The organism is Cohnella sp. GCM10020058 (genome assembly GCF_042683485.1).
In the GTDB taxonomy this organism is placed as follows: Bacteria; Bacillota; Bacilli; order Paenibacillales; family Paenibacillaceae; genus Cohnella.
On sequence record NZ_JBHUJV010000019.1, the window covers coordinates 41,033 to 65,539 of the forward strand.

25 protein-coding genes are annotated in these 24,507 nt (G+C 58.3%); 21 read left to right on the forward strand and 4 right to left on the reverse strand.

Annotated elements, in window-relative coordinates; all coding sequences use genetic code 11:
- The first annotated feature begins 143 nt into the window (after window positions 1-143).
- Window positions 144-539 carry a cupredoxin domain-containing protein gene (locus ACFSR7_RS30850; protein ID WP_378168290.1) on the forward strand — a complete coding sequence of 132 codons (396 nt, stop codon included), beginning with the start codon at window positions 144-146 and terminating at the stop codon, window positions 537-539.
- 77 nt (window positions 540-616) lie between these two features.
- On the opposite strand, the gene ACFSR7_RS30855 is transcribed toward ACFSR7_RS30850, so the two are convergent.
- Window positions 617-868, reverse strand: a complete 252-nt coding sequence (locus ACFSR7_RS30855; RefSeq protein WP_378168292.1) for a hypothetical protein — start codon at window positions 866-868, stop codon at window positions 617-619.
- A 117-nt stretch (window positions 869-985) separates the two neighbouring features.
- Here ACFSR7_RS30855 and ACFSR7_RS30860 point away from each other — a divergent pair, with 117 nt between their 5' ends.
- The 10 genes from ACFSR7_RS30860 (at window position 986) to ACFSR7_RS30905 (ending at window position 6,726) form a co-directional block, all read left to right on the forward strand.
- Entirely contained in the window at window positions 986-1,273 is a 288-nt protein-coding gene (locus tag ACFSR7_RS30860) for a Dabb family protein (protein WP_378168294.1), read from the forward strand.
- Between the two features lie 13 nt (window positions 1,274-1,286).
- Window positions 1,287-1,424: a hypothetical protein gene (locus ACFSR7_RS30865; protein WP_158543932.1), complete on the forward strand. Its 138-nt coding sequence runs from the start codon at window positions 1,287-1,289 to the stop codon at window positions 1,422-1,424.
- Between the two features lie 10 nt (window positions 1,425-1,434).
- Window positions 1,435-1,875 carry a DUF86 domain-containing protein gene (locus tag ACFSR7_RS30870; RefSeq protein ID WP_378168296.1) on the forward strand — a complete coding sequence of 147 codons (441 nt, stop codon included), beginning with the start codon at window positions 1,435-1,437 and terminating at the stop codon, window positions 1,873-1,875.
- A gap of 103 nt (window positions 1,876-1,978) precedes the next feature.
- Window positions 1,979-2,638 (forward strand): helix-turn-helix transcriptional regulator, encoded by a 660-nt coding sequence (locus ACFSR7_RS30875; protein WP_378168298.1) that lies wholly within the window; start codon window positions 1,979-1,981, stop codon window positions 2,636-2,638.
- 256 nt (window positions 2,639-2,894) lie between these two features.
- The gene (locus ACFSR7_RS30880; RefSeq protein WP_378168300.1) at window positions 2,895-3,299 is read left to right on the forward strand and encodes a hypothetical protein; all 405 of its coding nucleotides are present in this window, start codon (window positions 2,895-2,897) and stop codon (window positions 3,297-3,299) included.
- A gap of 60 nt (window positions 3,300-3,359) precedes the next feature.
- The gene (locus ACFSR7_RS30885) at window positions 3,360-3,656 is read left to right on the forward strand and encodes a YtxH domain-containing protein (RefSeq protein ID WP_378168302.1); all 297 of its coding nucleotides are present in this window, start codon (window positions 3,360-3,362) and stop codon (window positions 3,654-3,656) included.
- Window positions 3,657-3,825: 169 nt separating this feature from the next.
- Window positions 3,826-4,641 carry a glutamate racemase gene (gene racE / locus ACFSR7_RS30890; RefSeq protein WP_378168304.1) on the forward strand — a complete coding sequence of 272 codons (816 nt, stop codon included), beginning with the start codon at window positions 3,826-3,828 and terminating at the stop codon, window positions 4,639-4,641.
- Between the two features lie 187 nt (window positions 4,642-4,828).
- Window positions 4,829-6,052, forward strand: coding sequence for a M14 family zinc carboxypeptidase (locus ACFSR7_RS30895; protein WP_378168306.1), 1,224 nt, complete (start codon window positions 4,829-4,831; stop codon window positions 6,050-6,052).
- A gap of 79 nt (window positions 6,053-6,131) precedes the next feature.
- Window positions 6,132-6,434, forward strand: a complete 303-nt coding sequence (locus tag ACFSR7_RS30900) for an iron-sulfur cluster assembly accessory protein (protein WP_378168308.1) — start codon at window positions 6,132-6,134, stop codon at window positions 6,432-6,434.
- A gap of 19 nt (window positions 6,435-6,453) precedes the next feature.
- Complete coding sequence (locus tag ACFSR7_RS30905; RefSeq protein WP_378168797.1) at window positions 6,454-6,726, forward strand: YuzB family protein; 273 nt, start codon at window positions 6,454-6,456, stop codon at window positions 6,724-6,726.
- Between the two features lie 128 nt (window positions 6,727-6,854).
- Here ACFSR7_RS30905 and ACFSR7_RS30910 read toward each other — a convergent pair whose 3' ends face one another.
- Window positions 6,855-8,837 carry an LTA synthase family protein gene (locus tag ACFSR7_RS30910; protein WP_378168310.1) on the reverse strand — a complete coding sequence of 661 codons (1,983 nt, stop codon included), beginning with the start codon at window positions 8,835-8,837 and terminating at the stop codon, window positions 6,855-6,857.
- A 207-nt stretch (window positions 8,838-9,044) separates the two neighbouring features.
- Between ACFSR7_RS30910 and ACFSR7_RS30915 the strand changes: the two genes are divergently transcribed.
- Window positions 9,045-9,701, forward strand: coding sequence for an O-methyltransferase (locus ACFSR7_RS30915; protein ID WP_378168311.1), 657 nt, complete (start codon window positions 9,045-9,047; stop codon window positions 9,699-9,701).
- Here the strand turns inward: ACFSR7_RS30915 and ACFSR7_RS30920 are convergent.
- Window positions 9,688-10,902, reverse strand: coding sequence for an MFS transporter (locus tag ACFSR7_RS30920; RefSeq protein ID WP_378168313.1), 1,215 nt, complete (start codon window positions 10,900-10,902; stop codon window positions 9,688-9,690). The two genes, ACFSR7_RS30915 and ACFSR7_RS30920, sit on opposite strands and share 14 nt — an antisense overlap.
- A 164-nt stretch (window positions 10,903-11,066) precedes the next feature.
- On the opposite strand from ACFSR7_RS30920, the gene hemE reads away from it, so the two are divergent.
- The 3 genes from hemE to hemG are packed head-to-tail and all read left to right on the forward strand — an operon-like array spanning window position 11,067 to window position 14,562.
- On the forward strand, window positions 11,067-12,116 hold the full coding sequence (gene hemE / locus ACFSR7_RS30925) for a uroporphyrinogen decarboxylase (RefSeq protein ID WP_378168315.1): 1,050 nt from the start codon (window positions 11,067-11,069) through the stop codon (window positions 12,114-12,116).
- Window positions 12,113-13,087 carry a ferrochelatase gene (hemH, locus tag ACFSR7_RS30930; protein WP_378168317.1) on the forward strand — a complete coding sequence of 325 codons (975 nt, stop codon included), beginning with the start codon at window positions 12,113-12,115 and terminating at the stop codon, window positions 13,085-13,087. Before hemE ends, hemH begins: the two co-directional genes overlap by 4 nt.
- Entirely contained in the window at window positions 13,084-14,562 is a 1,479-nt protein-coding gene (hemG, locus tag ACFSR7_RS30935; protein ID WP_378168319.1) for a protoporphyrinogen oxidase, read from the forward strand. The genes hemH and hemG overlap by 4 nt, the downstream gene beginning before the upstream one ends.
- 365 nt (window positions 14,563-14,927) lie before the next feature.
- Here the strand turns inward: hemG and ACFSR7_RS30940 are convergent, their stop codons facing one another.
- Window positions 14,928-15,857 (reverse strand): transposase, encoded by a 930-nt coding sequence (locus tag ACFSR7_RS30940; RefSeq protein ID WP_378168321.1) that lies wholly within the window; start codon window positions 15,855-15,857, stop codon window positions 14,928-14,930.
- Between the two features lie 356 nt (window positions 15,858-16,213).
- On the opposite strand from ACFSR7_RS30940, the gene ACFSR7_RS30945 reads away from it, so the two are divergent.
- From ACFSR7_RS30945 to ACFSR7_RS30970, 6 genes are all read left to right on the forward strand, one after another.
- Window positions 16,214-18,097: a cache domain-containing sensor histidine kinase gene (locus tag ACFSR7_RS30945; protein WP_378168323.1), complete on the forward strand. Its 1,884-nt coding sequence runs from the start codon at window positions 16,214-16,216 to the stop codon at window positions 18,095-18,097.
- The gene (locus ACFSR7_RS30950; protein ID WP_378168325.1) at window positions 18,069-19,736 is read left to right on the forward strand and encodes a response regulator; all 1,668 of its coding nucleotides are present in this window, start codon (window positions 18,069-18,071) and stop codon (window positions 19,734-19,736) included. Before ACFSR7_RS30945 ends, ACFSR7_RS30950 begins: the two co-directional genes overlap by 29 nt.
- A complete protein-coding gene (nagZ, locus tag ACFSR7_RS30955; protein WP_378168327.1) occupies window positions 19,723-21,318 on the forward strand; it encodes a beta-N-acetylhexosaminidase in 1,596 nt (531 codons plus the stop codon). Before ACFSR7_RS30950 ends, nagZ begins: the two co-directional genes overlap by 14 nt.
- A gap of 156 nt (window positions 21,319-21,474) precedes the next feature.
- Window positions 21,475-22,827, forward strand: a complete 1,353-nt coding sequence (locus ACFSR7_RS30960; RefSeq protein ID WP_378168328.1) for a CapA family protein — start codon at window positions 21,475-21,477, stop codon at window positions 22,825-22,827.
- Between the two features lie 77 nt (window positions 22,828-22,904).
- Window positions 22,905-23,651, forward strand: a complete 747-nt coding sequence (locus ACFSR7_RS30965; RefSeq protein WP_378168329.1) for a glycerophosphodiester phosphodiesterase — start codon at window positions 22,905-22,907, stop codon at window positions 23,649-23,651.
- Window positions 23,652-23,663: 12 nt separating this feature from the next.
- Complete coding sequence (locus ACFSR7_RS30970) at window positions 23,664-24,302, forward strand: fumarylacetoacetate hydrolase family protein (protein WP_378168331.1); 639 nt, start codon at window positions 23,664-23,666, stop codon at window positions 24,300-24,302.
- Window positions 24,303-24,507 lie beyond the last annotated feature (205 nt).

The window sequence follows — 24,507 nt, forward strand, 5'->3', positions numbered from 1 at the left end:
TGGAAAAAATTATTATTGGATCGTTCATCAAATTGTCAAATATGAAAAAAAGTTGACGCTTTCATGTCGTCAATAGTTGAGTTGCAGCGCCCCTTTTAGGTAATATAAGAGGTAGACATTTCGAGGAAGCAGGGGGAGCAACGATGTTTAAATGGATCATGCCGGCTTTGCTTGTCGTGGCCTGTCTTTTTGCTGTGTACCTCTTGGCTAACGATCTGCCGGCGAAGCCCGAGAGCGAGGAAGCAGGCTTGGCGGAAGGCCAGGAGCTGCTGAAGATCACCGCGACATCGGCAGGGTACAAGTTCGACCAAGCGGAGTATCACGTGAAAGCCGGAACCAACTACAAGATTAAATTTTCGAACAAGCTGGGCGTGCACGGCGCGGGCATCGAAGCCGCAGGCCTCGAGTTGAGCGCAGATAATCCGGAAGCGGATTATACGTTTCCCGAGAGCGACAAGGGCAAGACGATCGAGCTGCACTGCACCATCATGTGCGGACAAGGCCACTCGACTATGAAGTCGACGATTATCGTCGAATAGTGTTTCCTTGCGCAAAGGAGAAAGGAGCCGTTGCCGGCTCCTTTTTTTCATAAGGCTGCTTGTCCCATCGGCGTTCGTCAGGCGTTTCTTCTCCGGTAAAGCTTGGCGATTAAGTAGTCGCAGACCGCTCCGATGACGGCGTAGCTGAGCACGGTGAGCGCGTACATGCCGACCACGCTGACCTTGTGAATGTCTCCGAACAGCTCCACGAACCAGATCGGCACGCTGAACATGAACAAAAAGGCGTTGTGGGGATCGTATCCCGTCGCGTTGAACAAGCATAGCGCAAGTCCGATCACCGTGAACACGATCGTATAAGTGAGCCGCATGACCTGCCCCCTTCCGCGGCGTCCAGCGAGAATGCGTATAGTATGCGCGTCGCGCCGGACGAACATGCGGGATAGACGGGCTAGGGTATGCGCACAATCCAGAAAGGGGACAAAAATATGCTGACCCATATCGTATTGTTCAAACTGAAGAACCGCAGCCCGGAGAGCGTCGCAGAGACGGCGGCCGTGCTCCGCAACATGGAAGGGAAAATCGAACAGCTGCTCTCGATCGAAGTCGGTACGGACGTCGTTCATTCAGAACGCTCCTACGATATCTCGCTCGTGACCAAGTTCGCTTCGCTTGCGGACATGCAGGCGTATCAGGTGCACCCCGAGCACAAAAAAGTAATCGAGCATATGTCGGTCGCGCGCGAAGCGCAAGCCGTCGTCGACTACGAGAGCTGAGGGAGAGAATCGGGTGAACACCACGACCGACTCCGGCGCCGGCGATCTGTACGAAATGATGACTTATCTGCTGGTGATCATCATCAGCGCTTTGATCATGGTCTACTGGCTGCGGCGCAAAGGCCGCAACAAGCGCGGCAAGAAGGATTGAGGGTGATGGCATGTACTACGTGAACAGACAAGCGATCGCGAGCCGGCTGCGCTGCGTGCCCGATCTGGGCCTTGCGGCATCCGGACTGGCCGCGTCGTGGCAGGGCGATTTGCTGCAAGGACTGGCGCAGGAACGCTGTCTGCATTTGGCGCTCGAGATCGTGACGGACATCGGCAGCTTCCTGATCGACGGCTTCATGATGCGTGACGCGGGCAGCTACGAGGATATCGTCGGCGTCATCGGCGGCGAGGGCGTCATCGACGAGCGCCTGGCCGAGAGACTGCGCTTGCTCGTATCGCTCCGAAGGCCGCTCGTGCAGGATTACGATCTGTGGCAACGGCAGCTGCTTCATCCGCTTACCGAGGAGCTCAAGGAGCTGCTGGATTCATTTGCCGAATCGGTACAAGTTTACTTGCGACGCGAGCTCGATCCTTGGGAGCAGCCTCGCTGACGAGGATTGGCAATTTACGCTGCCCGCTTATTCCTATACAATAGGAGCATAAGCGGGCGGCTTTTTTTGTTTAGGCGCCGTTCGCACGTGGGAGGAGAGGCCTATGCTGCCGCATGACGAAGGAAGGACAACACGCCAGCAGCTGCTTCAGACGCTCCGGACGGGCGGCGGCGGCAGCATCGCCTCGCTCTCGCAGGCGCTGTCGATCACGGAGATGGGCGTCCGGCGCCACGTTCAGGCATTGGAGCGCGAGGGACTCGTCGCAGCCGAGACCGTGAAGCAAGCGATGGGCAGGCCCGTTGCCATATACCGTCTGACGCCGCGCGCGGACGATCTGTTTCCCAAAAACTATCCGCAGCTTGCGCTCGATTTGCTCGGCGAGCTTGCAGACGATCCCGCTGGCGAAGCGATTATCGGCCGTATGTTCGCGGGACGCCGCGATAAGCTCATCGCGAGGCATAAGTCGGCGATGGCCGGCGCGACGCTGGAGGAGCGCGTAGCGGCGCTGGCCGCCATCCAGCAGGCCGGCGGTTATATGTCCCACTGGGAGCGTGACGGAGCGGGAGAACGGTATACGTTGTACGAATACAACTGTCCGATTGCGCAAGTCGCAGGCAAATATCGCGAGGCATGCCGCTGCGAGCAACAGCTGTTCGAGGCGCTGCTCGGCGCCGAGGTCAAACGAACCGAATGCATCGCGGACGGCGGCGTGAAGTGCGCTTATGCGATCCGGCGTCCGGCAGAGCGGGCTGCGTCGTCTTGAACTTGAGATGTGAAGTCTTGAAAAAGTGATGCGACGTCCTTGAGGGCAAATAGAGCAACAATTCAGCCGGCGGAGGCCAGTAGCTCCGACCGGTTTTTTGCTGCAATCCTGCCGCTATCGGCGGGCGAACGCACGAAAGAAAAATTATACTTGTCCGATGTGTCAGGACGGGCCGCACGTTCTTATACTGTGTTAAGCGCATGGGCGAATGCCCGGCTTCACATAGCGAAGGTTCGATTCGGAAGGAGGAGGAACGATGGCCTGGACGGTTGCAGGATACGCAGCGGCGTTTATGTTTGCGGCCTTGGCGGTTGCGGCGCTGATCGCGTGCATGTCGGCCGCGCGGGCGCTGAATGCCTGCAGGCAAGCAGCCAGGACGCTGGAGGCGGAGGGCGCCGCATCGCTGCGGCAAATGCAGCGGCTCGCATCAGGGGCAGCGGAAGCTGCGGAGCTGTGCCGCGGAGCTGCGAGGTCCGCGGCCAGGCTGGCCGAGGGCGGCAGGGCGTTTGGCGAAGCCGCCGCGCGCTCGGCCGAGACGGCGGCGGCGCTTCTGAATGCTTGGCGCGGACGGTTCGTCAGCTGGACGCAGGGAATCGTGGATGCCGCAGACGAACGGGCCGGCGAAGTCTCTCCTTCCGAAGGCGAAGGCAGGACCGGCTGACGCCGCAAGCGCGAATCCGACGCAAGGAACAACGGAGTTTGATTATTGGAGGGATACAAGATGGCAGAACGCAAGGTTGTTAAATCGTTCCTTTTCGGCGCCTTGTCCGGCGCCGCACTCGGCGCGGCCGCAGCGCTGCTCTTCGCGCCGAAGCCCGGCAAGGAACTTCGCAAGGACATCGCCGACACCGCTCAGCTCGTCGGTACGAAGGCGGCCGATCTCGGCAAAGCGGCAGGCAGCGCCGCGCAGACGGTGGCGAAGAAGTCTGCGGATTGGGCCGGCGGCGTCCGCGCCAAGTTCAGCAAGAAAAGCGCGGAGGAAAGTGCGTCCGCATCCGACGACGCAGAGGCGATCTGATTTGCGAACGCGGCCAAGAGCTTCATGCAGCGCCGTCCGGAACGTCCGGGCGGCGCCGCTGCATGCCTTGAACCGCATCTGAATATGCGCTAATATGTAGGTACCTTTTGCGCGAAAATCTCATAATTTATCTAGATTCTTCATCTCCATAGCAGAAAGCGGTGTTCTCGTGCAACAAGCGATCGCAGTCCTGGACTCCGGCGTGGGCGGACTGACAGTCGTCAAAGAAGTGATGCGTCAGCTTCCCCGAGAGAAGATTTTATATTTCGGCGATACGGCGCGCACGCCTTACGGATCCCGCTCCGCCGAGCAAGTGGTTGAATTTACCCGGGAGATTGTCGATTATCTCATCCAATTCGATCCTAAAATGATCGTCATCGCCTGCAACACGGCGACCGCCGTCGCACTCGAGGACATTACGAGCCGCGTCTCCGTACCGGTCGTCGGCGTCATCGGTCCCGGCGCGCGTGCCGCGCTCGGACGTACGCGCACGGGCGTCATCGGTGTCATCGGGACGGAGGGCACGATCCGCAGCGGCGCCTATGAGGCGGCGCTGAACATGCTGTCGGGCGGCAGCGTCCAAGTCGTCAGCCGCGCCTGCCCGGGCTTTGTGCCGCTCGTGGAGGACGGCAACTTCCGATCCGAGCGCACGCAGGAGATCGTGGAGACGTCGCTCGCCTCGCTGCGGGGAACGCATCTGGACAGCCTGATCCTGGGCTGTACCCATTATCCGTTTCTAGCCGACGCGATCTCCGAGACGATGGGGCCGGGCGTCGCGCTTATCAGCTCGGCCGACGAGACAGCCAGAGAGATCCGCACGATTCTGGAGCGGACGGGTCAGCTCGCGGCAGAGGACGGCGCGCCCCTGCACCAGTTTTTCTGCAGCGGCGAACCGGCGAAGTTCCGGGAGATCGCCCAGACCTGGCTCGGCGAGCAGATCCGTCTGACGCCGGTCGTCTGGCAGGTGCCGCATATCGGCGCATAAGCATTCCAATTACCGAAGCCTTTCGGTCGTCCTCGGACGGTCGGAGGGCTTCGTTGTTTTTTTCGGCGTCTTCAGCTCTACGGCGTCATATCCCCGCCTGTCGCGGCATACAAAAATATACCGCAATGATGCAAGTGGAATGTCGGCCAATTGCGAGCGCGCAACAGGATGCAAGGAGGGATCGGAAATGCACATGGAAGAATACGTGGCAGTGCGCGGAGATACGTACAGTTCGATCGCCCGCGCTGCCCATGTGAGCGTCCAAGAGCTCGCTCGGGCGAACCCGCAGCGTCCCGCCGACGAGCCGATCCGTGCGGGAGAGGTGCTGTACATGCCTGCAGCATCTATCCATAAGCGAATATATGTGGTGCAAGCCGGAGATTCGCTGGCCGCGATTGCCGAATGCTTCGGCTGCACCGAGCACCGGCTGAGAGAACTTAACCGGCTGCTGCCGGCGGGAACCGAGCCGGCGGCGGGGACGCGTCTCGCTCTCCCTGCACTTTCTGCGCGCCGTATCGTCATGCCTTCGTCCAATTACGGAGCGGACCGCGTAGCGGCCGATATGAAACGACTGGTTAGCGCATTTCCGTTTATAAGGACGAAGGAGATCGGAACCAGCGTCATGGGCAAACCGATTGTCGCAGCAGGTATCGGAGACGGCCCCTTCCGCTGGCATCTGAATGCGGCCGTGCATGCCAACGAGTGGATTACATCGCTAATCGCGATGCGCTTCCTGGAAGACTACGGAAGGGCTTGCCGCCGCAAGATCCAGATCGGCGGCTTCGACGCTGCCGACCTATTTAGACGGACGACGCTGTGGGTCGTGCCCATGGTCAATCCCGACGGCGTAGAGCTCGTGCAGGAGGGACTGCGTCCGGACCATCCGCTGGCGGCGCGGATCGGCCGGTGGAACCGCGACTCCGCATCTTTTCGCAACTGGAAGGCCAACGCCAGGGGCGTGGACCTGAACGATCAATTTCCTGCGGGGTGGGAGGAAGAGCGCCGCCGTCGCGGGGTGCACGGGCCTGCGCCGCGCGATTATAGCGGCGATGCGCCGCTCTCCGAGCCGGAGGCGGCGGCGCTGGCCGAATTCACGGAGGCGCAGCGCTTCGACGCGGTCATCGCGCTCCATACGCAGGGCGAAGAAATCTATTGGAACTACGGGGGACTCGAGCCCCCGGAGTCGAAGGACTGGGCGCACCGTCTCGGCCTCGCTTCGGGCTACCGGCCCTTGGCGCTGACGGGCAGCGACGCCGGCTACAAGGATTGGTTTATCGCCAAGTACCGCCGGCCCGGCTTCACGGTCGAGGCGGGCTGCGGCCGCAACCCGCTGCCGATCTCGGCGTTCGAAGACATCTACGACGATTGTTTGCGGCTGCTGACGGAAGCGCTGGACTTAAGCCCCGGGTGATTATACAATAGAACATGATCTCCCCGGCGAGGCATGTCATCCGCAGGGAGAGATGCCGACGATTGGAGTGAATACGATCATGCAATGCAAGATTACGCGCAATGCGGCCAAGATCCTGAAGCTCGAGCTGGACAAGCCGGAGAATGAAGGACTGTATTTACGCGTCCTGATTACGCACAGCCACGGCGATCACGCCCACTATGGACTGGACATGACCAAGGCGACGGAAGACGACGAGATCGTCTCTACAGATAAAGGCATCGACGTATTGCTGACCAAGGGCGCCGAGCTGCTCGACGGCGTCAAGATCGACTACCTCTATTTTCCGCAAGAAGGCTTCGTCATTACGAATCCGAGCAAGGGGAATCATGGCGATCATTGAGCGGGCGGCGCCCCCGGAGATTCGGGTCGTTCCTGCCGCGGATCCCAACGCTGGGCCGAGCCCCAACGATATTCGCATCTGCGACAAATGCAAGCATACCCGGGTCAAGACGCTGTTGAGCAAGCTCCAGAAGCTGGACCCTGCTGCCGAGATCCGCGTCGGCTGCAAGTCGTACTGCGGCCCCTGCGCCAAGCGGGCGTTCGTGTTCATCAACGGCCGGTATATCGCCGCGCCGACGGAGGACGAGGCGCTCGAGAAGATCAAGCCGTTTATCAAAGCCCGCAAATCATAAAGAGAGCGCCCGGCCTCATGCGAAGCCGGAGCGCTCTCTTTTATCGGGCGATCTTCCCTTTAAAGTCGGTCGACCCTATTTTTTAAGTCAACTACTCCCATTCAAAGGTCAAGCATTTGGCTCGATGGTCAGTCATTCCTCTTCTTAAGTTCGGGCAGCAGATCGTGCTCGACGACGACATCGGAAATACGAAGCTCCCGCTCTGCGGCTTCCTTGCCTGCCGTGCATGCGGAGACGTCCGTCGCCGCCCCGTCCGCGAGCGAATAGCAGGAGCCGTCCGCACTTGTGCCGCCGTTTGAAGGCATATAGTATACCTTACCGTCCGTGAATCCTCCCGTACGGAAGACGACGGGCTTTTCCGCGGCCGAAAGCATGCTCACGCCCATCATTTTGTTGTCTCCCATCGGGATGCCGAGCATCTGCAGGATGGTAGGCGCCGTGTCGAGCTGCCCGACCGCCTTTTCGCTGACGCCGGCATGTTCGTCGCCCGGGAAGTGAATGAAAAAGGGGACTTTGCGAATAATCGCATCCATCTCTTCGTCAGACAGCGATTTGCCGAGCAGCTGCTCGTAAGGCTTTTTGTCGTACAAGGAATTGTCGTGGTCCCCGTACATCATGAGCACCGTGTTGTCCCACAGCCCTTCCTCTTTCAACCGTTCCACGAGCTCTCCGAATGCGGCATCGACGTAGTGCGCAGCTTTGAGATAGTCTCCGAATGTCGAGCCTTCGAAGTCGCCGACTTCGAATTCGGTTTTGTAATCGGGCAGATTGAAGGGATGATGGCCGGAAATCGTAATCGCAAAAGCATAGAAAGGCGATGCGCCGCGTTCCTTGATCTGATCGACCGTTTGCTGCAGGAACGATTTGTCGCCAATCGACCAGCCCAGCGGTTCGTCGTCGTCAAAGTCCTTGATGCTGTAAAACCTGCCGTATTCCATGTTGTGGTACATATTGTTGCGGTTCCAGAAGCTGCCGTCGTACGCATGATGGACTGTCGAATCGTAACCCTGCGCGTTCAAAATCTCTGGCAGGCAGTTGAAGTCATGATCGGCGAACCGGATAAATACGGACCCTGTCGGCATTGGATGCAGCGAGCAGCTGGTTAGAAAGTCGGCGTCCGAAGTTCGGCCCTGACCGGTCTGATGATAGAAATTGGTGAAATATAGGCTCTTGCCGATCAGCGCGTTCAGGTTCGGCGTAATCTCCTGTCCGCCGACAGACTGGCCGATAAGGAAAGACTGAAACGCCTCGGCCTGGATCATTAATATGTTTTTTCCCGCTGCCGCGCCGTACATCGGCTCCGACTCGGCTTGCTCCTGAAGCAGTTTGCGTTCGTCGAACCAATCCTTCGCTTCCTGGACCTGCGATTCGCTGACGCCGCCGCTAAACCAATGCTCCTTGGCATAGCGGTACGTATCGTAGCCATGGAAACCGAGCAGCCCTGTCACGTTATAGATCGGGATGTTCCACCAATTGCCGACGAAAAGTCCGCTGGCCCAGCCGTTTTTTTGTTGATTAACGGGGCCGACGATCATGGTGATGCCCAACGCTAGCAAGACGCTGGCCAACGCGGTATTCAGCATGAGGCGGGAACGGGATTTGACGCGCGTCGGCATGGTTCCGGTGCGGCGGGCCATTCGCGCGGGGCGCCAGTACCAGCACGCCCATACCGCGTATGCGAGCGCTACCGGAATGTCGCACAGCAGCACCAGATCTCCGCGATGAACCAGGCTCCAGATGCTGTCTTCCAGCGAGCTGACCTGGTTGGCTTGCAGAAGCACGGGGATGGATATAAAGTCTTTGAAATATCTGAAGTAGACCAGATCTGCGAACAAAAGGACGGAGATCAGCATGTCCAGCAGGGCCAGCGATACCGCGCGCGCCCGCCTTCCGAGCCAGACGACCCAGAAAGTCGCGATGACCATGGCGCCATAGTTAACCTTCCATTTCCACTGGTTCATGCCCCCGACGTTCAACTGATGGTCCAGCCAATTCAGCTTGTATACGATCGAGAGAACGACCAGCATGGCGCCCCAATAGGGCCATGAAGCAAGACCTTTCGCGGCCAGTTTGACGCCTTTGGAAGCCGTCGTTCGAAGCTGCGTACTCATGAATGGATAATTCCTCGCTTTCCGGTTGGACCGAGAGTTCCTTTGCGGCTCGCCGCCGTGGCGGCGCGTTTACACACAGAAAACAGTATAACGCTTCCACATCTTTTTTTCACGCGCGAACTGCAGTGCATTTTGCAGGAACGGTGGACAACGTTTATAATTTTGATCGCCAAGGTCGTGAATCGAATTTATGGGGAGGAAAAGCGCGTGACGGAAAGCAGGGAGGATAAAAGGGCGGTCAGCCCCGAAGCATACTTGGACGGACTGTTCGAAGAGGATGCAGACCTGGTTCGCGTGAGCGAGTCGATCCGGGAACGGGGAATGCCCGATATATCGGTGGCGCCCGGATACGGCAGGCTGTTGACGATGCTGGTTGCCGCGGCGCGCTGCAAGGCGGTGCTGGAGATCGGCGCGCTGGCCGGCTATAGCGGCATATGCCTGGCACGCGGCCTGACGGAAGGCGGCAAGCTGACATCGCTCGAGCTGAAGCCCGAATATGCCGAGCTGGCGACTGCGAATATTGCGGCAGCGGGCTATGGCGATAGCGCGGAGATGATCGTAGGGGACGCGCTTGTCTCGTTGGACAAGCTCATGGCATCAGGGAGGCGTTTCGACTTTTTTTTCATTGACGCCGATAAGGAAAATTATCCGAACTATCTGGAGCGAGCAATCGGGCTTGCAGCGCCCGGCGCGTTAATTGCAGCCGATAATACGCTCCTAAGAGGGCGTACGTTAAACGATGCGAAGCAAGGACCGGCCGTGCAGGCGGTGCGGGACTTTAACCGTCGTCTGGCGACCGATCCCCGCCTGCTGGGCACGCACTTGCCTTCCTACGACGGACTCGCGCTGTTCATGGTCCGCTAGCCGTATCGGCAGCTCCATTAACGAGCGAGCTTCGCGCCCAGAGCGAAGTGCCGAGAAGCGCTGCGGCGGAGATGAGGAAGAGGCCTTCGATGCCGATATAGCCGGACAGGGCGCCTCCGATGACGGGGCCGGCCATGTTGCCGAGTGCGACGGCGCTGCTGTTGAAGCCGAACGCCATGCTCACTTTGTCGTCGGGCGTATGGCGGCGAATGAGCGCATTGACCGTCGGGATAAGCCCGCCGACAAAGCAACCCAGCAAAAAACGGCAGACGAGGAGCTGGCCTACGTTTGCCACGAATGCTTGGGGAATAAAAAGCAGGCCGGCGCCGAGCAGCGAATAAACGAGCACTTGCGTAGCTCCTTTTCTGTCGCTCAGCCTGCCGAGAAGCGGTGCGCTGATCATGTTGGAGAAGCCCGTTACCGAGCCGACGAAACCTGCCCAAAAGGCGAGATTTTCCGTCGTGCCGTGCAGATGCCGCACGTAAATCGGAATGAGCGCCATCGGGCTCAGCATGGCGAATTGGATAAGGAAGGTGACGGAGAACAGCGCCGGCAACTGCCGGATGGCGGCGAGCTCCCGCAGAGCTGCAGCTAGGCTGACCCGCGGGGCGACGCGGGCCGCGGCCCGGTCGAAGCGTTCGCGTACGAGCAGCCAAGAGAGCGCGGAAGCGATGAACATGAGCGAGCCGGTAATATAAAAGATCGGCCTGAACCCGAACGTGTCGGCCATCAGTCCTCCGATCAGCGGCCCCAGGATCGTGCCGGCAGTGCCGCCGGATTGCAGCGTTCCCATGGCGAATCCGATCTTTGCTTTGGGCGTCGAGGCGGATACGAGCGAGACTGCGGCAGGGGAGTAGCCGGAGATGACGCCGTTCGCCATGCGGAGCAGCAATAGATGGAGCGGCGTCGCCGCGAAGCCCATCAACACCATGACGATCGACATGCCGAACCCCGAACGCAGCAGCATCACTTTTCGACCGTAGCGGTCCGACAGCTTGCCCCAGAGCGGTTGAAAGAAAAAAGAAGTGACGAAATTCGCCGCGAAAATAAGCCCCGCCCAGACGCCGATTTCATGCTCGCCGACGACGCCAAGATCCTGCTGCAAATATAAGGACAGGAATGGCGTAATCATCGTCATGCCGGCCATCACCAAGAAGTTTCCGAGCCACAGCACCGCCAAGTTGATTTTCCAACGTTCCAAGCTCGCACCTCGCTTCTTCACGGGATTTTTAACGGTTTGTCAACGGATTGTCATAAGGACGCGAGGGCGGAAGGTTGTGGCATTCGGCCAAAAAGGGCATAATAAAACCGAATGATCGCTTATTGTTCGGGACCCATCCTATTACATAAAGGGGATACTGCAATATGAATGACCGCTTCTTGCGCGCGTGCAGGCGCGAGCCCGTCGACCGTGTGCCCGTCTGGTACATGCGCCAAGCCGGAAGATACGATCCCGACTATCGCAAAATTAAAGAGAAATACAGCTTGCTCGAGATTTGCCGGCAGCCGGAGCTCGCAGCGGAAGTGACGATGATGCCCGTGCGCAAGCTCGGCGTGGACGCTGCGATCCTATACTCCGATATTATGAATCCGGTCGCTTCGATCGGCGTCGATTTCGATATCGTCAAGGATATCGGCCCTGTCATCGACAATCCGGTCCGCTCCGAGGCCGACGTGGATCGCTTGAAGCCGATCGATGCCGAGCGGGATCTGGGGCATGTCCTTGAGACGATTCGCATCTTGAGCCGGGAGCTCGACGTTCCTCTGATTACATTCGCAGGCGCGCCGTTCACGCTGGCCAGCTACATCGTGGAGGGACGACCTTCCAAATCCTACATGAAAACCAAAGCTTTGATGTACGGCGAACCGGCCGTTTGGCATAAGCTGATGGGCAAGCTCGCCGATATGGCCGCCGCATATTTGCGCGCGCACGCGGCTTCGGGCGCCCAAGCGGTACAGTTGTTCGACAGCTGGGTCGGCTCTCTTGTCCCGCAAGATTTCGCCGAATTCGTGCTGCCTCATGTCGAGCGCATATTCGCACAGACCGCGGATATCGCCATCCCGAAGATTTATTTCCCGGGCGTGAGCTCCGGCGAGCTGCTTCCTTATATGAAAAGCCTGCAGGCCGATGTAATCGGACTCGACTGGCGTGTATCCATTTCAGAAGGCCGCGCGCGCACCGGCGGCGGGTTTGCGGTTCAAGGCAACCTTGATCCGTACGTATTGACCGCTCCGCAGGAAGTTATTCACGCCAAAGCGCGCGCGATTTTGGACGAAGGCATGCGCGAACCGGGCTTCATTTTTAATCTGGGTCACGGGTTGTTCCCTGAAGCCTCGCTCGAGAAACTCAAGGAGCTCACCGATTACGTGCACGATTATACCGGCCAGAAGCTGGCATCGGAGGTATCCCTATGAGCATTTCCGCCCATGCGCCGATCGGCGTCCTCGTTATGTCGTACGGCACCCCGGAGAGCCTGGAAGGCGTCGAGGCTTATTATACGCATATCAGGCGGGGGCATCCGCCGACAGAGGAACAGCTGGAGGATCTGACGAGCAGGTACCGCGCGATCGTAGGCGGCGTTTTTCCGCTGAGGGAAAATACGAACCGGCAGGTCGAGGCGCTGCAGCGCAGATTGGACGAGTTGGCGGGCCAAGGACGTTACGTTTGTTATCAAGGATTAAAGCACGCGTCGCCTTTTATCGAAGACGGCATTGCGGCCATGTCCCGCGACGGTATTGAGCGAGCCGTAGGCATTGTGCTGACGCCCCAATATTCGTCGATGAGCGTCGGCGGATACTTGAAGAGAGCGCGGGAAGCGGCGGAGGAGCACAATATCGCCTTCGCGGGCGTGGAGAGCTACCATCTTCATCCGGTGCTGATCGAAGCCTTGGCTGAACGCGTCAATGCAGGACTGGGCCAAGCAGGCGTAGCTGCCGACGAAGGATTGGTGTTGTTCAGCGCACACAGTCTACCCGCACGTATTCTCGAAATGAACGATCCGTATCAGGATCAGCTGCTTGAGACGTCGAAGGCGGTTGCCGAAGCCGCGGGAATCTCCCGCTGGCAGTTCACGTGGCAGAGCGCAGGCCAGACCGGCCAGCCCTGGCTCGGGCCGGACATTCTGGAGACGCTGAACGGGCTTGCCAAGGAAAACGTCAAGTTCGTGCTCGTGACGCCGGTCGGGTTCGTATCCGACCATCTGGAGGTTCTGTACGATATCGATATTGAAGCAAAACGTCATGCAGCGGAGCTCGGACTTGACCTGGAGCGTATTCGTATGCTCAATGACGATCCTAAATACATGCAGTCGCTCGCGGATTCGGTTATCGGCGCGGCCGGCAGATTCATTGCGACGAGCGATAATGCCGGAGCGACTGAAGCATGAGCGGGGAGCGTTCGCTTCGAATCGCGATTGTCGGCGGCGGTCTGACCGGTTTAACCGCCGCCTTCTACGCTTGCCGGCTTGCAGACGAAGCCGGAATCAATGCGAGCGTTATCCTGTTTGAATCATCGGAGAGACTTGGCGGGAAAATCAATACGCTAAGGCGCGACGGATTCGTGATCGAGCGAGGGCCGGATTCCTTCCTTGGGCGCAAGCTTCCGATGCTGCATTTGGCCAAGGACCTCGGGCTGTTGGACGAACTGGTCGGTACGAATCCGGCCGCCGTAAAAACGTATCTCGCCCATGGCGGCAAGCTTCGTTCGATGCCTAAAGGTCTTAACCTTGGCATCCCGAACGATCTCGGCGCATTCGCTCAGAACTCATTGGTGTCGCCGCACGGCAAGCTGCGAGCGCTCGACGAGCTTTGTTTGCCGCCGAGGACGGACGATGAGGATGAATCCGTAGGCCATTTCCTCGAACGACGGCTCGGTCGCGAAATGGTCGAAGCCATCGCCGAGCCGCTTCTGGCGGGCATACACGCCGGCGATCTATACAAGCTCGGGCTGCGGGCGACATTTCCGCAGTTTGCGGACATGGAGAGCAAATACGGCAGCGTCATTCGGGGCATGATCGACGCGAAGCAAAAAGCACCCGCTGCTGGCGCGAAGGCTGCAGCCGCAAGATCGCAGGCTGTCGGCGGTTATCAGATTCCGCCGACCGCATTTCTGACCTTTCGCCAAGGCCTGTCCACCTTGATCGAGTCGCTTCAAGCGAAGCTTCAGGCTTATCGTTGTGATATTCGGCTTGGTCTGGGCGTCCGTTCCCTGGAGCGAACGCAGGAGAATCTCAATTCTTCCTCGGACCCAATGTACCAATTGCGCTTGGACGATGACTCCGTTTACGAAGCCGATCGCGTGCTGATCGCCGTGCCGGCATTCGCGGCGGCCGGGTTACTGGGTCCGCATGTCGACGTTTCGGCTCTGGCACGAATCGATTACGTTTCTGTCGCGAATGTCGTGCTTGGCTACGACGCCAAAGAATTTGGACACAAGCTGGATGGCTCTGGCTTTTTAGTTCCCCATTCCGAGAGCCGGACGATTACGGCCAGTACGTGGACCTCGGCCAAGTGGCAGCATACGGCACCTCAAGGAAAACGACTGATTCGTTGCTACGTCGGCCGTGACGGCGACGAATCCGGCGTCGAATGGCCTGATAATCGCCTCGTTGAAGCCGTTCGTCGAGACTTGGAAGAGCTGATGGGACTCAAGGCAGTGCCCGAATTCGTAGAGATCACAAGGCTTCGTCGCTCAATGCCTCAATACCCGGTCGGTCACACCGTCGCAATCGCAAACTTGCGTGCGCAACTTCAATCTTCCTTACCCGGCGTCTATGCGACTGGCGCGCCGTTCGATGCGGTAGGATTGCCCGATTGCGTTGAAATGGGCAAAAATGCAGCGATTCAAATGCTTCAGTCCTAGCACAACAAACAGCCGCCTCGCCGTTTTCGGTGAAGCGGCTGTTTCACTTTTTTCCATAAAAACCCACCTTGAATAGTCGTCTCTTATTTTCAACTTCATGCCATTATCCCCGTTGTTCAGGAAAAAGGTCTGGATTCTCTGCGAGCATACCCCATGCTCAGGAAATTCTCTGCACACACACGCCTCACTCAGGAACCAGCTCTGGGATGCTCTGCAACCATCCCCGTCGCTCAGGAACCAGGTCTGGATACTGTGCAAGCATATCCGAAGACATTACAACAGAATCCACGCACTTTACACGACATGCCAATATCTCCGTTCCTATCCCGCGAATCAAGAACACAATTTTAATAACAAGACTCAAATCAGGCTCCCCATCGGGACAAATGCGCGCCTCTCCAACGGGATTTGCTTCCGAAAACTAACCAAGGTACCTGTAGGGTAGGTTTAAATGCGATAAGCTGCGGATAGGTAACAACCGGTGAGTTCGCGCACCAAGCGAGTGTCTCTTGAAAAACACGGACTTCTCGATAGGAGCAGTTGAGGCGATAGGCAAATTCGTTTAAATAGCCCTGCAAGTGCTTGGCGCCGATGCCGTTGAACGTCAAATTAAGCCACGCGTTAAATTGGCGGGCGACCAGGCTTAAAGCGGGATGATTTTTGCGATAACCGAAAGTTCCGGGCGGGGAACAGCAATCGGTATGCTCTTCATGGAAGGCCTGAATGCCCTCAGGTTTAATAAAGCGCTTGTTTTCATAAACATGACTCGGGTGAGGTTGCTTGACCTTAATATAAGCGGGCGAATCTTCGTCGTTAAAAGCAGCGCCGATCAGCAGCGGCTGACGCGCATCGTCGAAGGTCGGGTCCCCATAATAACAGCGATCGATACGGACATTGCCGGTGAGTAAGACGGAAGCGTCGGCTTCGGACATGGCATTTCTGATCTTATGGGCCATCAGCCAGGCGGTCTTGTAGGTGACCTGAATTATACTGCCGAGGCGAAGCGCGCTGATGCCGTTGGTGCGTGCTAATAAATAAACGGCATAAAACCATCGGGTCAGGGGAGTGCGACTGCCCTCCATAACCGTACCGACAATTAAGGAGGTCTGGAGCCGGCATGAAGCGCACTCGTATAAAGGCAGACGTCGCGTCGATATTTCATAATATCGGGCACCGTCGCAAGCCGAGCAGCGAAATCCGTCCGGCCAGCGCGCGTTATACAACGCATCGACACAGGCTTGCTCCGTGCCAAAGGCGGCAAGAAACTCGTCATTTGTCATCGGGGCATCCATCATGGCATCGTCGCTCCTTTAATCGCAAAACGACATTCTTGTAAAATAAATTCTACCAAACACACGTTCTTATTTCAATATAAAAATTCCAGATAAATGCTAAATTTTATAGCGCGACCGTGGGGGGCCTGCTTTTTCTGAGCGACGGGGATAATGGTGTGAAATCGAAAAAAAAGCGGTATATAGTGCCGGCGCGACTTGTAGACGATTTTATCCCTCGACCATACGAATGCCTGCTTAACCACGCTGCCGCCGCGCCCTATAATGTGACTACGGCCCGCCTACATCCTGATATAATGACACCAAGTAGTCAGATGAATATACACCCTAACGACGGGGAAATAGGAAGGCTGGGGCCGATGAGTTTGGGCAAGCGCGTATTCACCGCATTTTTTTTCTTTATTATCATGCCGCTCGTCGTGCTCGGAACGATCTCTTATTTGACCTTTCAACATATTACGGAGCAGAAATATTCGGATCAAATGGAGCTGTCAATGAATGCGATCGGCCGCAATTTGAACAATATGATCAAGGAAGCGAACTATTTCTCGGACTTCTGGGTGACGACGGAGGATAGCGTGGAGAGCGTGGAACAGGCGCTTGGCGCGGGCGTGCAGAGCACCGGGGGCAAGCAAGACAAGTCCAAGGAGACCGAGAGCGGGGAATACGAGGAGTTGCTTGAGAAACAAAAGCTTACCGGCAGGGTGCTTCTTACTTATCCGGGCATCAAGTCGGTCACGCTGTACCACGTAGACGGCAGGGTCGTGAATCTTCGGTTCGTCGTCGACGAGCCCATCCCGAGGGACGTGCTGGAGAGCAACCCGATCTATCCCGAAGTGTTGAAAAAAAACGGCGCTCCGGTTTGGATCGGTCCGAACGAGGATGCCAGGCTGACAGGTGCGAACAACTTGTTTACGCAAATCCGGGTACTGCTCGACATCGATACGCTTAAGCCGAAAGGCGTGCTCGTGATGCGCTTCGGGATGACCGAGCTGGCGCGGACGTTTAACTTTTACAATACGGAAGGGGACGGCGACAGGCGTTATCTGATCGTGGGCCGAGGCGGCGTCGTTGTGTACGACAGCGCGGGGAAGACGGAAGGCCGGCCGTTCGCCGTGACAGACCCGGACGGCAAGCTGGACATGTCGCGCAACTTCCAGACCCGGAAGATGATGTTCGACGGGGAAAAAAGCCTCGTCTCCGTGCATAACCTAGGCGACATCAAACGCCTCGGTACTGGGGACTGGACGTTGGTTACCGTGACGGACTGGGGATATTTGTCGGGGGATCTCGCATCGATGCTCCGTTACGTCGTTATGATTACGATCGGTTGTCTCGCCTGCGCGCTCGTGTTCAACCTGATGTTCGTCCGCCGGACCATCAGCTTTATCGTAAGCGTCGTAGGCGCCATGCGGAAGGTGGAGCGGGGGGATCTGACGACGCGGGTGCCCTTGACGGGCAACGACGAGACGGTAATCCTCGCCAAAGGCTTTAATAGCCTCGTCGAGCGGGTTTCGGAACTGCTGAACGATGTTACGATGGAACAGCGGCGCAAACGAAAGGCGGAAATGATGCTTCTCCAAGCGCAGATCAAGCCGCACTTTTTGTTTAACGCGCTGGAGTCGATCAACATTTTGGCGGTACAAAACGAAGGACGAAAAGTGAGCAAAATGGTGCAGCGGCTCGGCAACATTTTCCGAATCAGCATTACGCAAAAGGAAGAAATCACGATCGAGCAGGAGCTGGAGCATCTGCGAAGCTACCTGGAGATTCAAAAGTTTCGCTTCGAGGAACTGTTCGAATATACAATCGAGGTTCCGCCCGAGATTATGACGCATTCGATCTTGAAGCTCACGCTTCAGCCCCTCGTCGAAAACTGCATTCAACACGGTTTCGAGGGCATCGATTATTTGGGCAAGATTCGCGTAACCGCGGCGGTTGAGGACGATAACATCGCTTTTTATGTGGGCGATAACGGAATCGGCATATCGGACGAACGGCTCGCCTTGTTTGCTTCCAGCGGCGTGACGACGCTCGAGCAGCTGTACGAAGAGTCGCCGGAAATGGGCGAGAGGCGCGGAATGGGCGTGGGCAACGTCGCCGATCGGCTGCGGATTCATTACGGCGCTAGCTATGGCGTGATGCTGTGCAGCGCGCCGGGGCAGGGGACGATCATCAAATGCGTCATACCAAGCGGATCGGGAGGCGGCGAACGTGAGATTAAAGGCGCTGTTGGTGGATGACGAAATCAATATTTTAAAAAATCTTCAAGCCGTCATCCCTTGGGAGGAACTGTGCGTCGATGTCGCCGGTACGGCCAAAAACGGCGAGGCGGCGCTTGCGCTCGCGCGCGAGCATTCGCCGGAGCTGATCCTGTGCGACATCCGCATGCCGGTTATGGACGGCATTCGGTTTCTCGAGGAGCTCCGCGAGATGGGCTCCGACGCCGAGGTGATCATGATGACAGGGTACCAGGACTTCAGTTATGTCCGCTCCGTCATTCGGTATGAGGTCAAGGACTATATTTTGAAACCGCTCGACTACGACGAACTGGGTCAGACGATAAGCAGGCTGGCTGACGGGATTCGGGAACGCAAGGCGGAGCAGCAGAACATTCAGCGGGAATGGCATCAGGTATTTCACCTGGCCTATGAAAAGGTACTCTACGACGTGCTGATGGACGTGGGGGGCGGCTCGGCCAAGCCTTTCTTGAAGCAGCATGAGCTGTCGGGCGGCGATTTGTCGTTTGCGATGCTGCTCGTAGACGTGGCCGATTACTCGCAGAAGGAGCGCAATTGGGACGATAAGGAGCGCAAGCTCTGGAATTTCGCCGTGCATAACGTGCTGCAGGAATATTTGTCGACGCTGCAGATTCCGTACACCGTCTTGCAGGTGAGAAGCGGGGAATGGTGCGTGCTGGTCGAGCGTATGCCGGCGGAAGCCTTCGACAGAGGGCAGTGCGAGGACTGGAGCTGTCAGCTCCGAGAAGCTGTTGAGCGGTACCTTAAAATTCAAATTCGGGTGGCAATGCAACCTGCACCGGTGTCGCTGGAGAAGCTGGCGCGCGTATATAAGAATTTGCAGCGTTCGCTCAGCCTGAATGCCGGATTGGACGACGCAATCATCTTACCTGAGCGGACGAAGGCGCATTCGGAGCATTCGCAGCGATTGTGGGACCGGATCGAGGAGATGGTCACGGGGCTCAAACGCTGCGACCGCCGCAAGACGGAAGGCGCGCTGCGAGAGCTGAACGAAAGCTTTCGTCAGCTTCCGGACGCGTCTTACGAGCGCGTTCAACCGATCCTGCATTATCTTTGTCTCCACCTGCTCCGTGAAATGCGCTCGATGGACGTTATACAAGGGGAGGACGAAACGGTTTTTTGGAAACAGCTTGATCGCAACCCCGGTATCCGCGAGACTTTGGCCGTCATTAACCGGCTGGTGGACCGTTCGATCGACAATGTGATGAAAAAGAAGACGAGCGACGTCCTGATGCTGTCGGCGCGCGATTATATCGAACGCAACCTCTCCTCGGAACTCAGCATCGATGCGATGGCCGATTATTTAGGGATCAGCGGGAGCTACTTCAGCCTGCTGTTCAAACAGCATTTCGGAGAAACGTTCGTTGAGTATGTCACCAAGCAGCGGATGGAAATGGCGAAGTCGATGCTCGCCATCAGCGACAAGAGCATCACCGCGATCGGCCTGTTGGTCGGTTATGCCGAGCGAAGGTATTTCACACGGGTGTTTAGCCGATATACCGGACTTTTGCCTTCCGAGTACAGGGAGCAGACCCAAGGCAGGACGTTGGCGTCCGTCCAGGACGATCCCGGACCATCATCGGGCATTGCGGCGAAGGAGAACAATGATGTCGAATCTTAATAATGGCCCGGAAGGGTTGGACCTGAAAAGCAAAGTCGGCCAGCTGTTCATGTGCGGGTTCCACGGGGATGTGCCTGCCGATGGCATTCGGCGGCTGATCGAAGAATACGGGGTCGGGGGCGTCATCTATTTCAGACGCAACTTGAAGGACGCCTCGCAGGTGGAGCGCCTGACAAAGTCGCTTCAGGAGATGGCGACGGTGCCGCTCCTGGTATCGATCGACCAGGAGGGCGGCATGGTCGTGCGCCTGGAGGACGGCGTGACGGTCATGCCCGGCGCGATGGCCATCGGCGCAGCCGGGAATGCCGAATGGGCTCGCGAGGCCGCACGGCATGCAGGCGCGGAGCTGAGAGCCATTGGCATCAATATGAACTTCCCCCCGTGTCTGGACGTGAACAACAATCCGCGCAATCCCGTCATCGGCGTCCGCTCTTATGGAGAGAAGCCGCATCAAGTGGCCGAGCTCGGCACGGCTTCCGTTCGCGGCTATCAGGAAAGCGGAATGGCGGCTGTTGCCAAGCATTTTCCGGGACACGGGGATACGGCTGCCGACTCGCATCATGCGCTGCCTGCCGTGCCGCACGGACGCGATCGTCTGGACGCGGTAGAGCTCGTGCCGTTCCGGGCTGCGATCGCCGCCGGCGTCGACGCCATCATGACGGCGCATGTCGTTTTTCCGGCGTATGAGCCCGACGGGGTGCCGGCGACCTTGTCGAAACGCATCCTGACCGGCTTGCTGCGCGATCAGCTCGGCTACGATGGCGTCGTCGTCACCGACTGCCTCGAGATGAACGCCGTCTCGGAGACGATCGGCGTCGCGAGAGGCGCCGTCGAAGCCGTCAGAGGCGGCGCGGACCTCATTCTCGTAAGTCATCGGCTCGACCGGCAGATCGCGGCGCTTGAAGCGGTGTACGAGGCCGTGCTCGCTGGTGAAATTCCTGTTTCCCGCATCGACGAAGCCGTCAGACGCATTTGGGCGCTGAAGGAGAGGCGCGGGCTGCTTGCAAAGACGGCGTCCGTGGTCCCGGATTATGCGCGGGCAGCTGAGACGGCGCGCAAGCTGAGCGAGCAAGCGGTAACGGTCGTGAAAGGCGAGAATCGGCTGCCGCTTCGCACGGGCTCCCGTACGCTCGTCGTCTGGGCTGAAGCCCGCGCGAGCACCGAAGTCGTCGAAGCAGTCGAGCAGAGCTGGACGCTCGGCGCGGCGCTTCGCTCGGAAGGGCTGGACGTCGCCGAGATCGCGATCGGCCTCGAGCCGACCGAAGCGGAGCGGGCCGATGTTATGGCGGCAGTCGTATCGGCGGACGCGATCGTTTTCGCTTCCTACGATGCGTGCTTCTCGCCAAGCCAGTCTGCGCTTATACGGATGCTTAACGCTTCGGCTGAAGCGACGGGGCGCAACTTCGTTCTGGCGTCTTTGCGTACGCCGTACGATCTGCTGGAGGCTCCGACGGTTCCCGTCTATATTTGCGCATACGAGAACAAGCCGGCGATGATGTCCGCGCTTGCGGGCGTGTTGGCAGGCAGGCTGCCGGCACTCGGACGTTTGCCTGTGACGCTCGGCGAATATCCATGCAGGTGAAAGATAGCCTTTTATTGGCTTGCCGCGGTCAGCCGAAGAGCTGACCGCGGCTTCTTTGCGTCGACGGAGCGGGCGCTCGGCATGGGCGCTTCGCCTCGGGGTTCGAGTCTATGATATAATAACGGGCATTAAGCGATCGTCGGAGGTCTTATTTCAATGCCTTATTCCCGCGTTCAATCCAAGCAAAGAGCCAAGCGAAAGCGCCGCTGGCCGATCGTCGCCGTCATCGTGCTTGCAGTCGCGTTGATCGCGGCCGTAGGCGTTTACGCGGCAATCCTCGCAGGCAAAGGGGGCGACGCGTCGCCGTCCGCACCGCCTGTCTCAACCTCTTCTGCCTCCGCTTCGGCGGATCCGCAGCCGGACGAGGCGACTGACACGCCAGACGAATCGGCACAGCCTGTAGAGACGCCCGATTCCGCACCGTCGTCCCAACCGGACGACGAAGGAGAAGAACCTGTTGATGAGGGTACGCCTTCAGCAGAGCCTTCCCCCTCTATTGCAGAGCCTGAGTCCACCCCGGAAGCGGGGCAGGCTGACGATCCCGGCGCCTCGGCGCCATCGGGCGCAACCGTCACGCTAGCCTTCGTCGGCGATATTTTACCGGCCTCCACCGTCGGCAAGCTCATCGACCAATACGGCGTGGACTATCCGTTCAAGCTGGCAAAGCCGCTGCTGGAGTCGGCCGACATCGCGGCCGGCAACCTGGAGGCGCCGATCACGACACGAGGCACGCCCGCGGAGAACAAGCAATTCGTATTTAAAGGCAAGCCCGAGTACCTGGCCGGACTCAAAAACGCCGGACTTGACGTCGTCAGCCTTGCCAACAACCATACGCTCGATCAGGGCTGGCAGGGACTGAGTGACACGATGGATGCGCTCGACGACATCAAGCTCAAGCATATGGGATCGGGCGCGGATGAAAAAGAAGCGTTCGAGCCCGTATACATCGAGCATAACGGCTTGATGGTCGCTTATATCGGCGTTTCCAACGTTGTGCCCGAGGGCTCGTGGAAAGCCGGACCCGATCATCCCGGCGTCGCCGAGACTTACGATACGACCCGGGCCGTAGCGGTGGTCAAGAAGGCGCGCGAGCTCGCTGACATCGTCATCGTGATGGTCCACTGGGGCAACGAGCGGGCGGATACGCCCAAGGATGCGCAGTTCAACGTCGGCCACACGTTGATCGATGCGGGCGCCGATCTGATTATCGGCAGCCATCCTCATGTGCTGCAGGGCTTTGAAGCTTACAAAGGCAAATGGATTGCATACAGCCTTGGCAATTTCGTTTTTACTACGAAGCAGGAGTATTCCAAGACGCAGGATACCGGCGTGTTAACCGCGACGTGCGCTGCGGACGGCAAATGCCGGCTCAAATTCGACCCGATGTATGCCAAGGCTTCGCAGCCGGGACCGATGGAGCCCGAACAAGCCAAAGCGCTGCTGGCCAGATTAAACAAGGTGTCTTATCGCGCGACCGTTGATTCGAACGGCCGCATTACGGCGAAGTAATTGGAGCATGGCTAATCATTCGTGGCAGTCTCCCAATAATAGCTGCGCGTCTGCGTCAGAATGAAAGGACGAATCGCATGTATGTGACTGAAAAGGCCGCCTTGCATCCCTGCGTCGCGCATCGTGGCTGGTCCGGCGCCGCCCCCGAAAATACGATGGCTGCATTCAGACTGGCCCTTAGCGAGCCTGCGGTCGGGTGGATCGAACTGGACGTACACCTGTCGAAGGACGAGATTCCCGTCGTCATTCACGACGCGTCTCTCAAGCGGACGACCGGCGTCAAGTCGAGAGTGAGAGACAAAACTGCGGCAGAGCTAGCCGCGCTGGATGCAGGCAGCTGGTTTCACCGCATGTATGCGGGGGAGGGCATTCCGACGCTGTCGCAGGTGCTCGAGCTGACTGCCGGCAGATGCAGGCTCAACATCGAATTAAAGGATGGGGAATCGGACAAGGAGCTGCTCGCGCGCAAGGTCGGAGAGCTGCTGCAATCGGAGGGCCGCGAGGAGGATTCGATCTTGACGTCCTTCGACCATGCACTGCTGATCGCCGCGAGACGTCATGCGCCGCGCACGCGAACCGGGCTTATTTTGGACAAACGGCCTTCTAATATTGCGGCCGTCCTAGCATCGCTCGGCGCCAAGGTGCTGTCGATCAACCACAAATATGTCAACGTCGCGCTGCTCGCGCAGACCGAAGCGTCCGGCATCGAGGTCATGGCATGGACGGTTAACGAGCAGCGGGAGCTGAACAAGCTGGCGGACTATTCGCAGTCGTTTCAACTATGCACGAATTACCCGGACCGCTGGCTGGCGGCCGTTAAATAAGGAGACAGCAGCATGACGAATCCCAGCATAGCGGATTGCCGCAATATTTACTGCGTCGGACGCAATTACCGCCTGCACGCAGCCGAGCTCGGCAATGCGGTGCCGACTTCCCCGATGATATTTACCAAGCCCTCTCATGCGGCCGTACTTTTGGACGGTTCGACCCTAACGATGCCGGCCGACTGCGGTTCGGTTCATTATGAAGTCGAGCTCGTCTGGATCGCAGGCAGGCACTATGAGGCCGGCATCGCGCTGCACGAGCTGTATTCGCACTTTACGGCAGGCCTCGATCTGACGCTGCGCGACGTGCAGGACGATCTGAAGGCGAAGGGCTACCCGTGGCTTGCGGCCAAGGGCTTCCGCCATTCCGCGCCGATTGGCAACTGGCTCCCTTATGGAAGCGGGGCGGAGAAGCAGGGACGGACTTTTGCGATGCGGCTCAATGGCAAAGAGGTTCAGCGCGGCGACGCGAACGATATGGTGTTCGATCTCGCAGCGCTGACCGCGCACGTCGGCGGCCTGTACGGCATCGGTCCCGGAGATTTGCTATTCACGGGGACGCCGGCTGGCGTAGGTCGTTTATCCGACGGCGACGGGGTAGAGCTCCTATGGGGCGACGACACGATCGGGACAGGCACGTTCCGCCTCTAGCCGCCGAGCGACCGCGCTTTGCGCCACGGTGCGAAGGGGACTTCGCAGCACACGGCTTTGATCAAAAAGGACGCGATATCGGACGAGCGCCGCAGGACGGCGCGTCCGGGCGCGTCCTTTTGGCTATCATAGGGCTACTATAGAATTGTATCCCCTGGTTAGGGGTTTGACGTCCTTACATATCGGCAGATTCATTCTACAATAA

What these genes read in the sequence shown, in the direction of transcription:
- ACFSR7_RS30880 (WP_378168300.1), top strand. Translation starts at nt 2,895, where the DNA reads ATGGCCTGGACGGTTGCAGGATACGCAGCGGCGTTTATGTTTGCGGCC.
- ACFSR7_RS30855 (WP_378168292.1), bottom strand. Translation starts at nt 868, where the DNA reads ATGCGGCTCACTTATACGATCGTGTTCACGGTGATCGGACTTGCGCTA.
- ACFSR7_RS30945 (WP_378168323.1), top strand. Translation starts at nt 16,214, where the DNA reads ATGAGTTTGGGCAAGCGCGTATTCACCGCATTTTTTTTCTTTATTATC.
- ACFSR7_RS30850 (WP_378168290.1), top strand. Translation starts at nt 144, where the DNA reads ATGTTTAAATGGATCATGCCGGCTTTGCTTGTCGTGGCCTGTCTTTTT.
- ACFSR7_RS30885 (WP_378168302.1), top strand. Translation starts at nt 3,360, where the DNA reads ATGGCAGAACGCAAGGTTGTTAAATCGTTCCTTTTCGGCGCCTTGTCC.
- ACFSR7_RS30970 (WP_378168331.1), top strand. Translation starts at nt 23,664, where the DNA reads ATGACGAATCCCAGCATAGCGGATTGCCGCAATATTTACTGCGTCGGA.
- ACFSR7_RS30965 (WP_378168329.1), top strand. Translation starts at nt 22,905, where the DNA reads ATGTATGTGACTGAAAAGGCCGCCTTGCATCCCTGCGTCGCGCATCGT.
- ACFSR7_RS30900 (WP_378168308.1), top strand. Translation starts at nt 6,132, where the DNA reads ATGCAATGCAAGATTACGCGCAATGCGGCCAAGATCCTGAAGCTCGAG.
- hemH (WP_378168317.1), top strand. Translation starts at nt 12,113, where the DNA reads ATGAGCATTTCCGCCCATGCGCCGATCGGCGTCCTCGTTATGTCGTAC.
- ACFSR7_RS30960 (WP_378168328.1), top strand. Translation starts at nt 21,475, where the DNA reads ATGCCTTATTCCCGCGTTCAATCCAAGCAAAGAGCCAAGCGAAAGCGC.
- ACFSR7_RS30870 (WP_378168296.1), top strand. Translation starts at nt 1,435, where the DNA reads ATGTACTACGTGAACAGACAAGCGATCGCGAGCCGGCTGCGCTGCGTG.
- hemE (WP_378168315.1), top strand. Translation starts at nt 11,067, where the DNA reads ATGAATGACCGCTTCTTGCGCGCGTGCAGGCGCGAGCCCGTCGACCGT.
- hemG (WP_378168319.1), top strand. Translation starts at nt 13,084, where the DNA reads ATGAGCGGGGAGCGTTCGCTTCGAATCGCGATTGTCGGCGGCGGTCTG.
- ACFSR7_RS30875 (WP_378168298.1), top strand. Translation starts at nt 1,979, where the DNA reads ATGCTGCCGCATGACGAAGGAAGGACAACACGCCAGCAGCTGCTTCAG.
- ACFSR7_RS30940 (WP_378168321.1), bottom strand. Translation starts at nt 15,857, where the DNA reads ATGATGGATGCCCCGATGACAAATGACGAGTTTCTTGCCGCCTTTGGC.
- nagZ (WP_378168327.1), top strand. Translation starts at nt 19,723, where the DNA reads ATGTCGAATCTTAATAATGGCCCGGAAGGGTTGGACCTGAAAAGCAAA.
- ACFSR7_RS30860 (WP_378168294.1), top strand. Translation starts at nt 986, where the DNA reads ATGCTGACCCATATCGTATTGTTCAAACTGAAGAACCGCAGCCCGGAG.
- ACFSR7_RS30910 (WP_378168310.1), bottom strand. Translation starts at nt 8,837, where the DNA reads ATGAGTACGCAGCTTCGAACGACGGCTTCCAAAGGCGTCAAACTGGCC.
- ACFSR7_RS30895 (WP_378168306.1), top strand. Translation starts at nt 4,829, where the DNA reads ATGCACATGGAAGAATACGTGGCAGTGCGCGGAGATACGTACAGTTCG.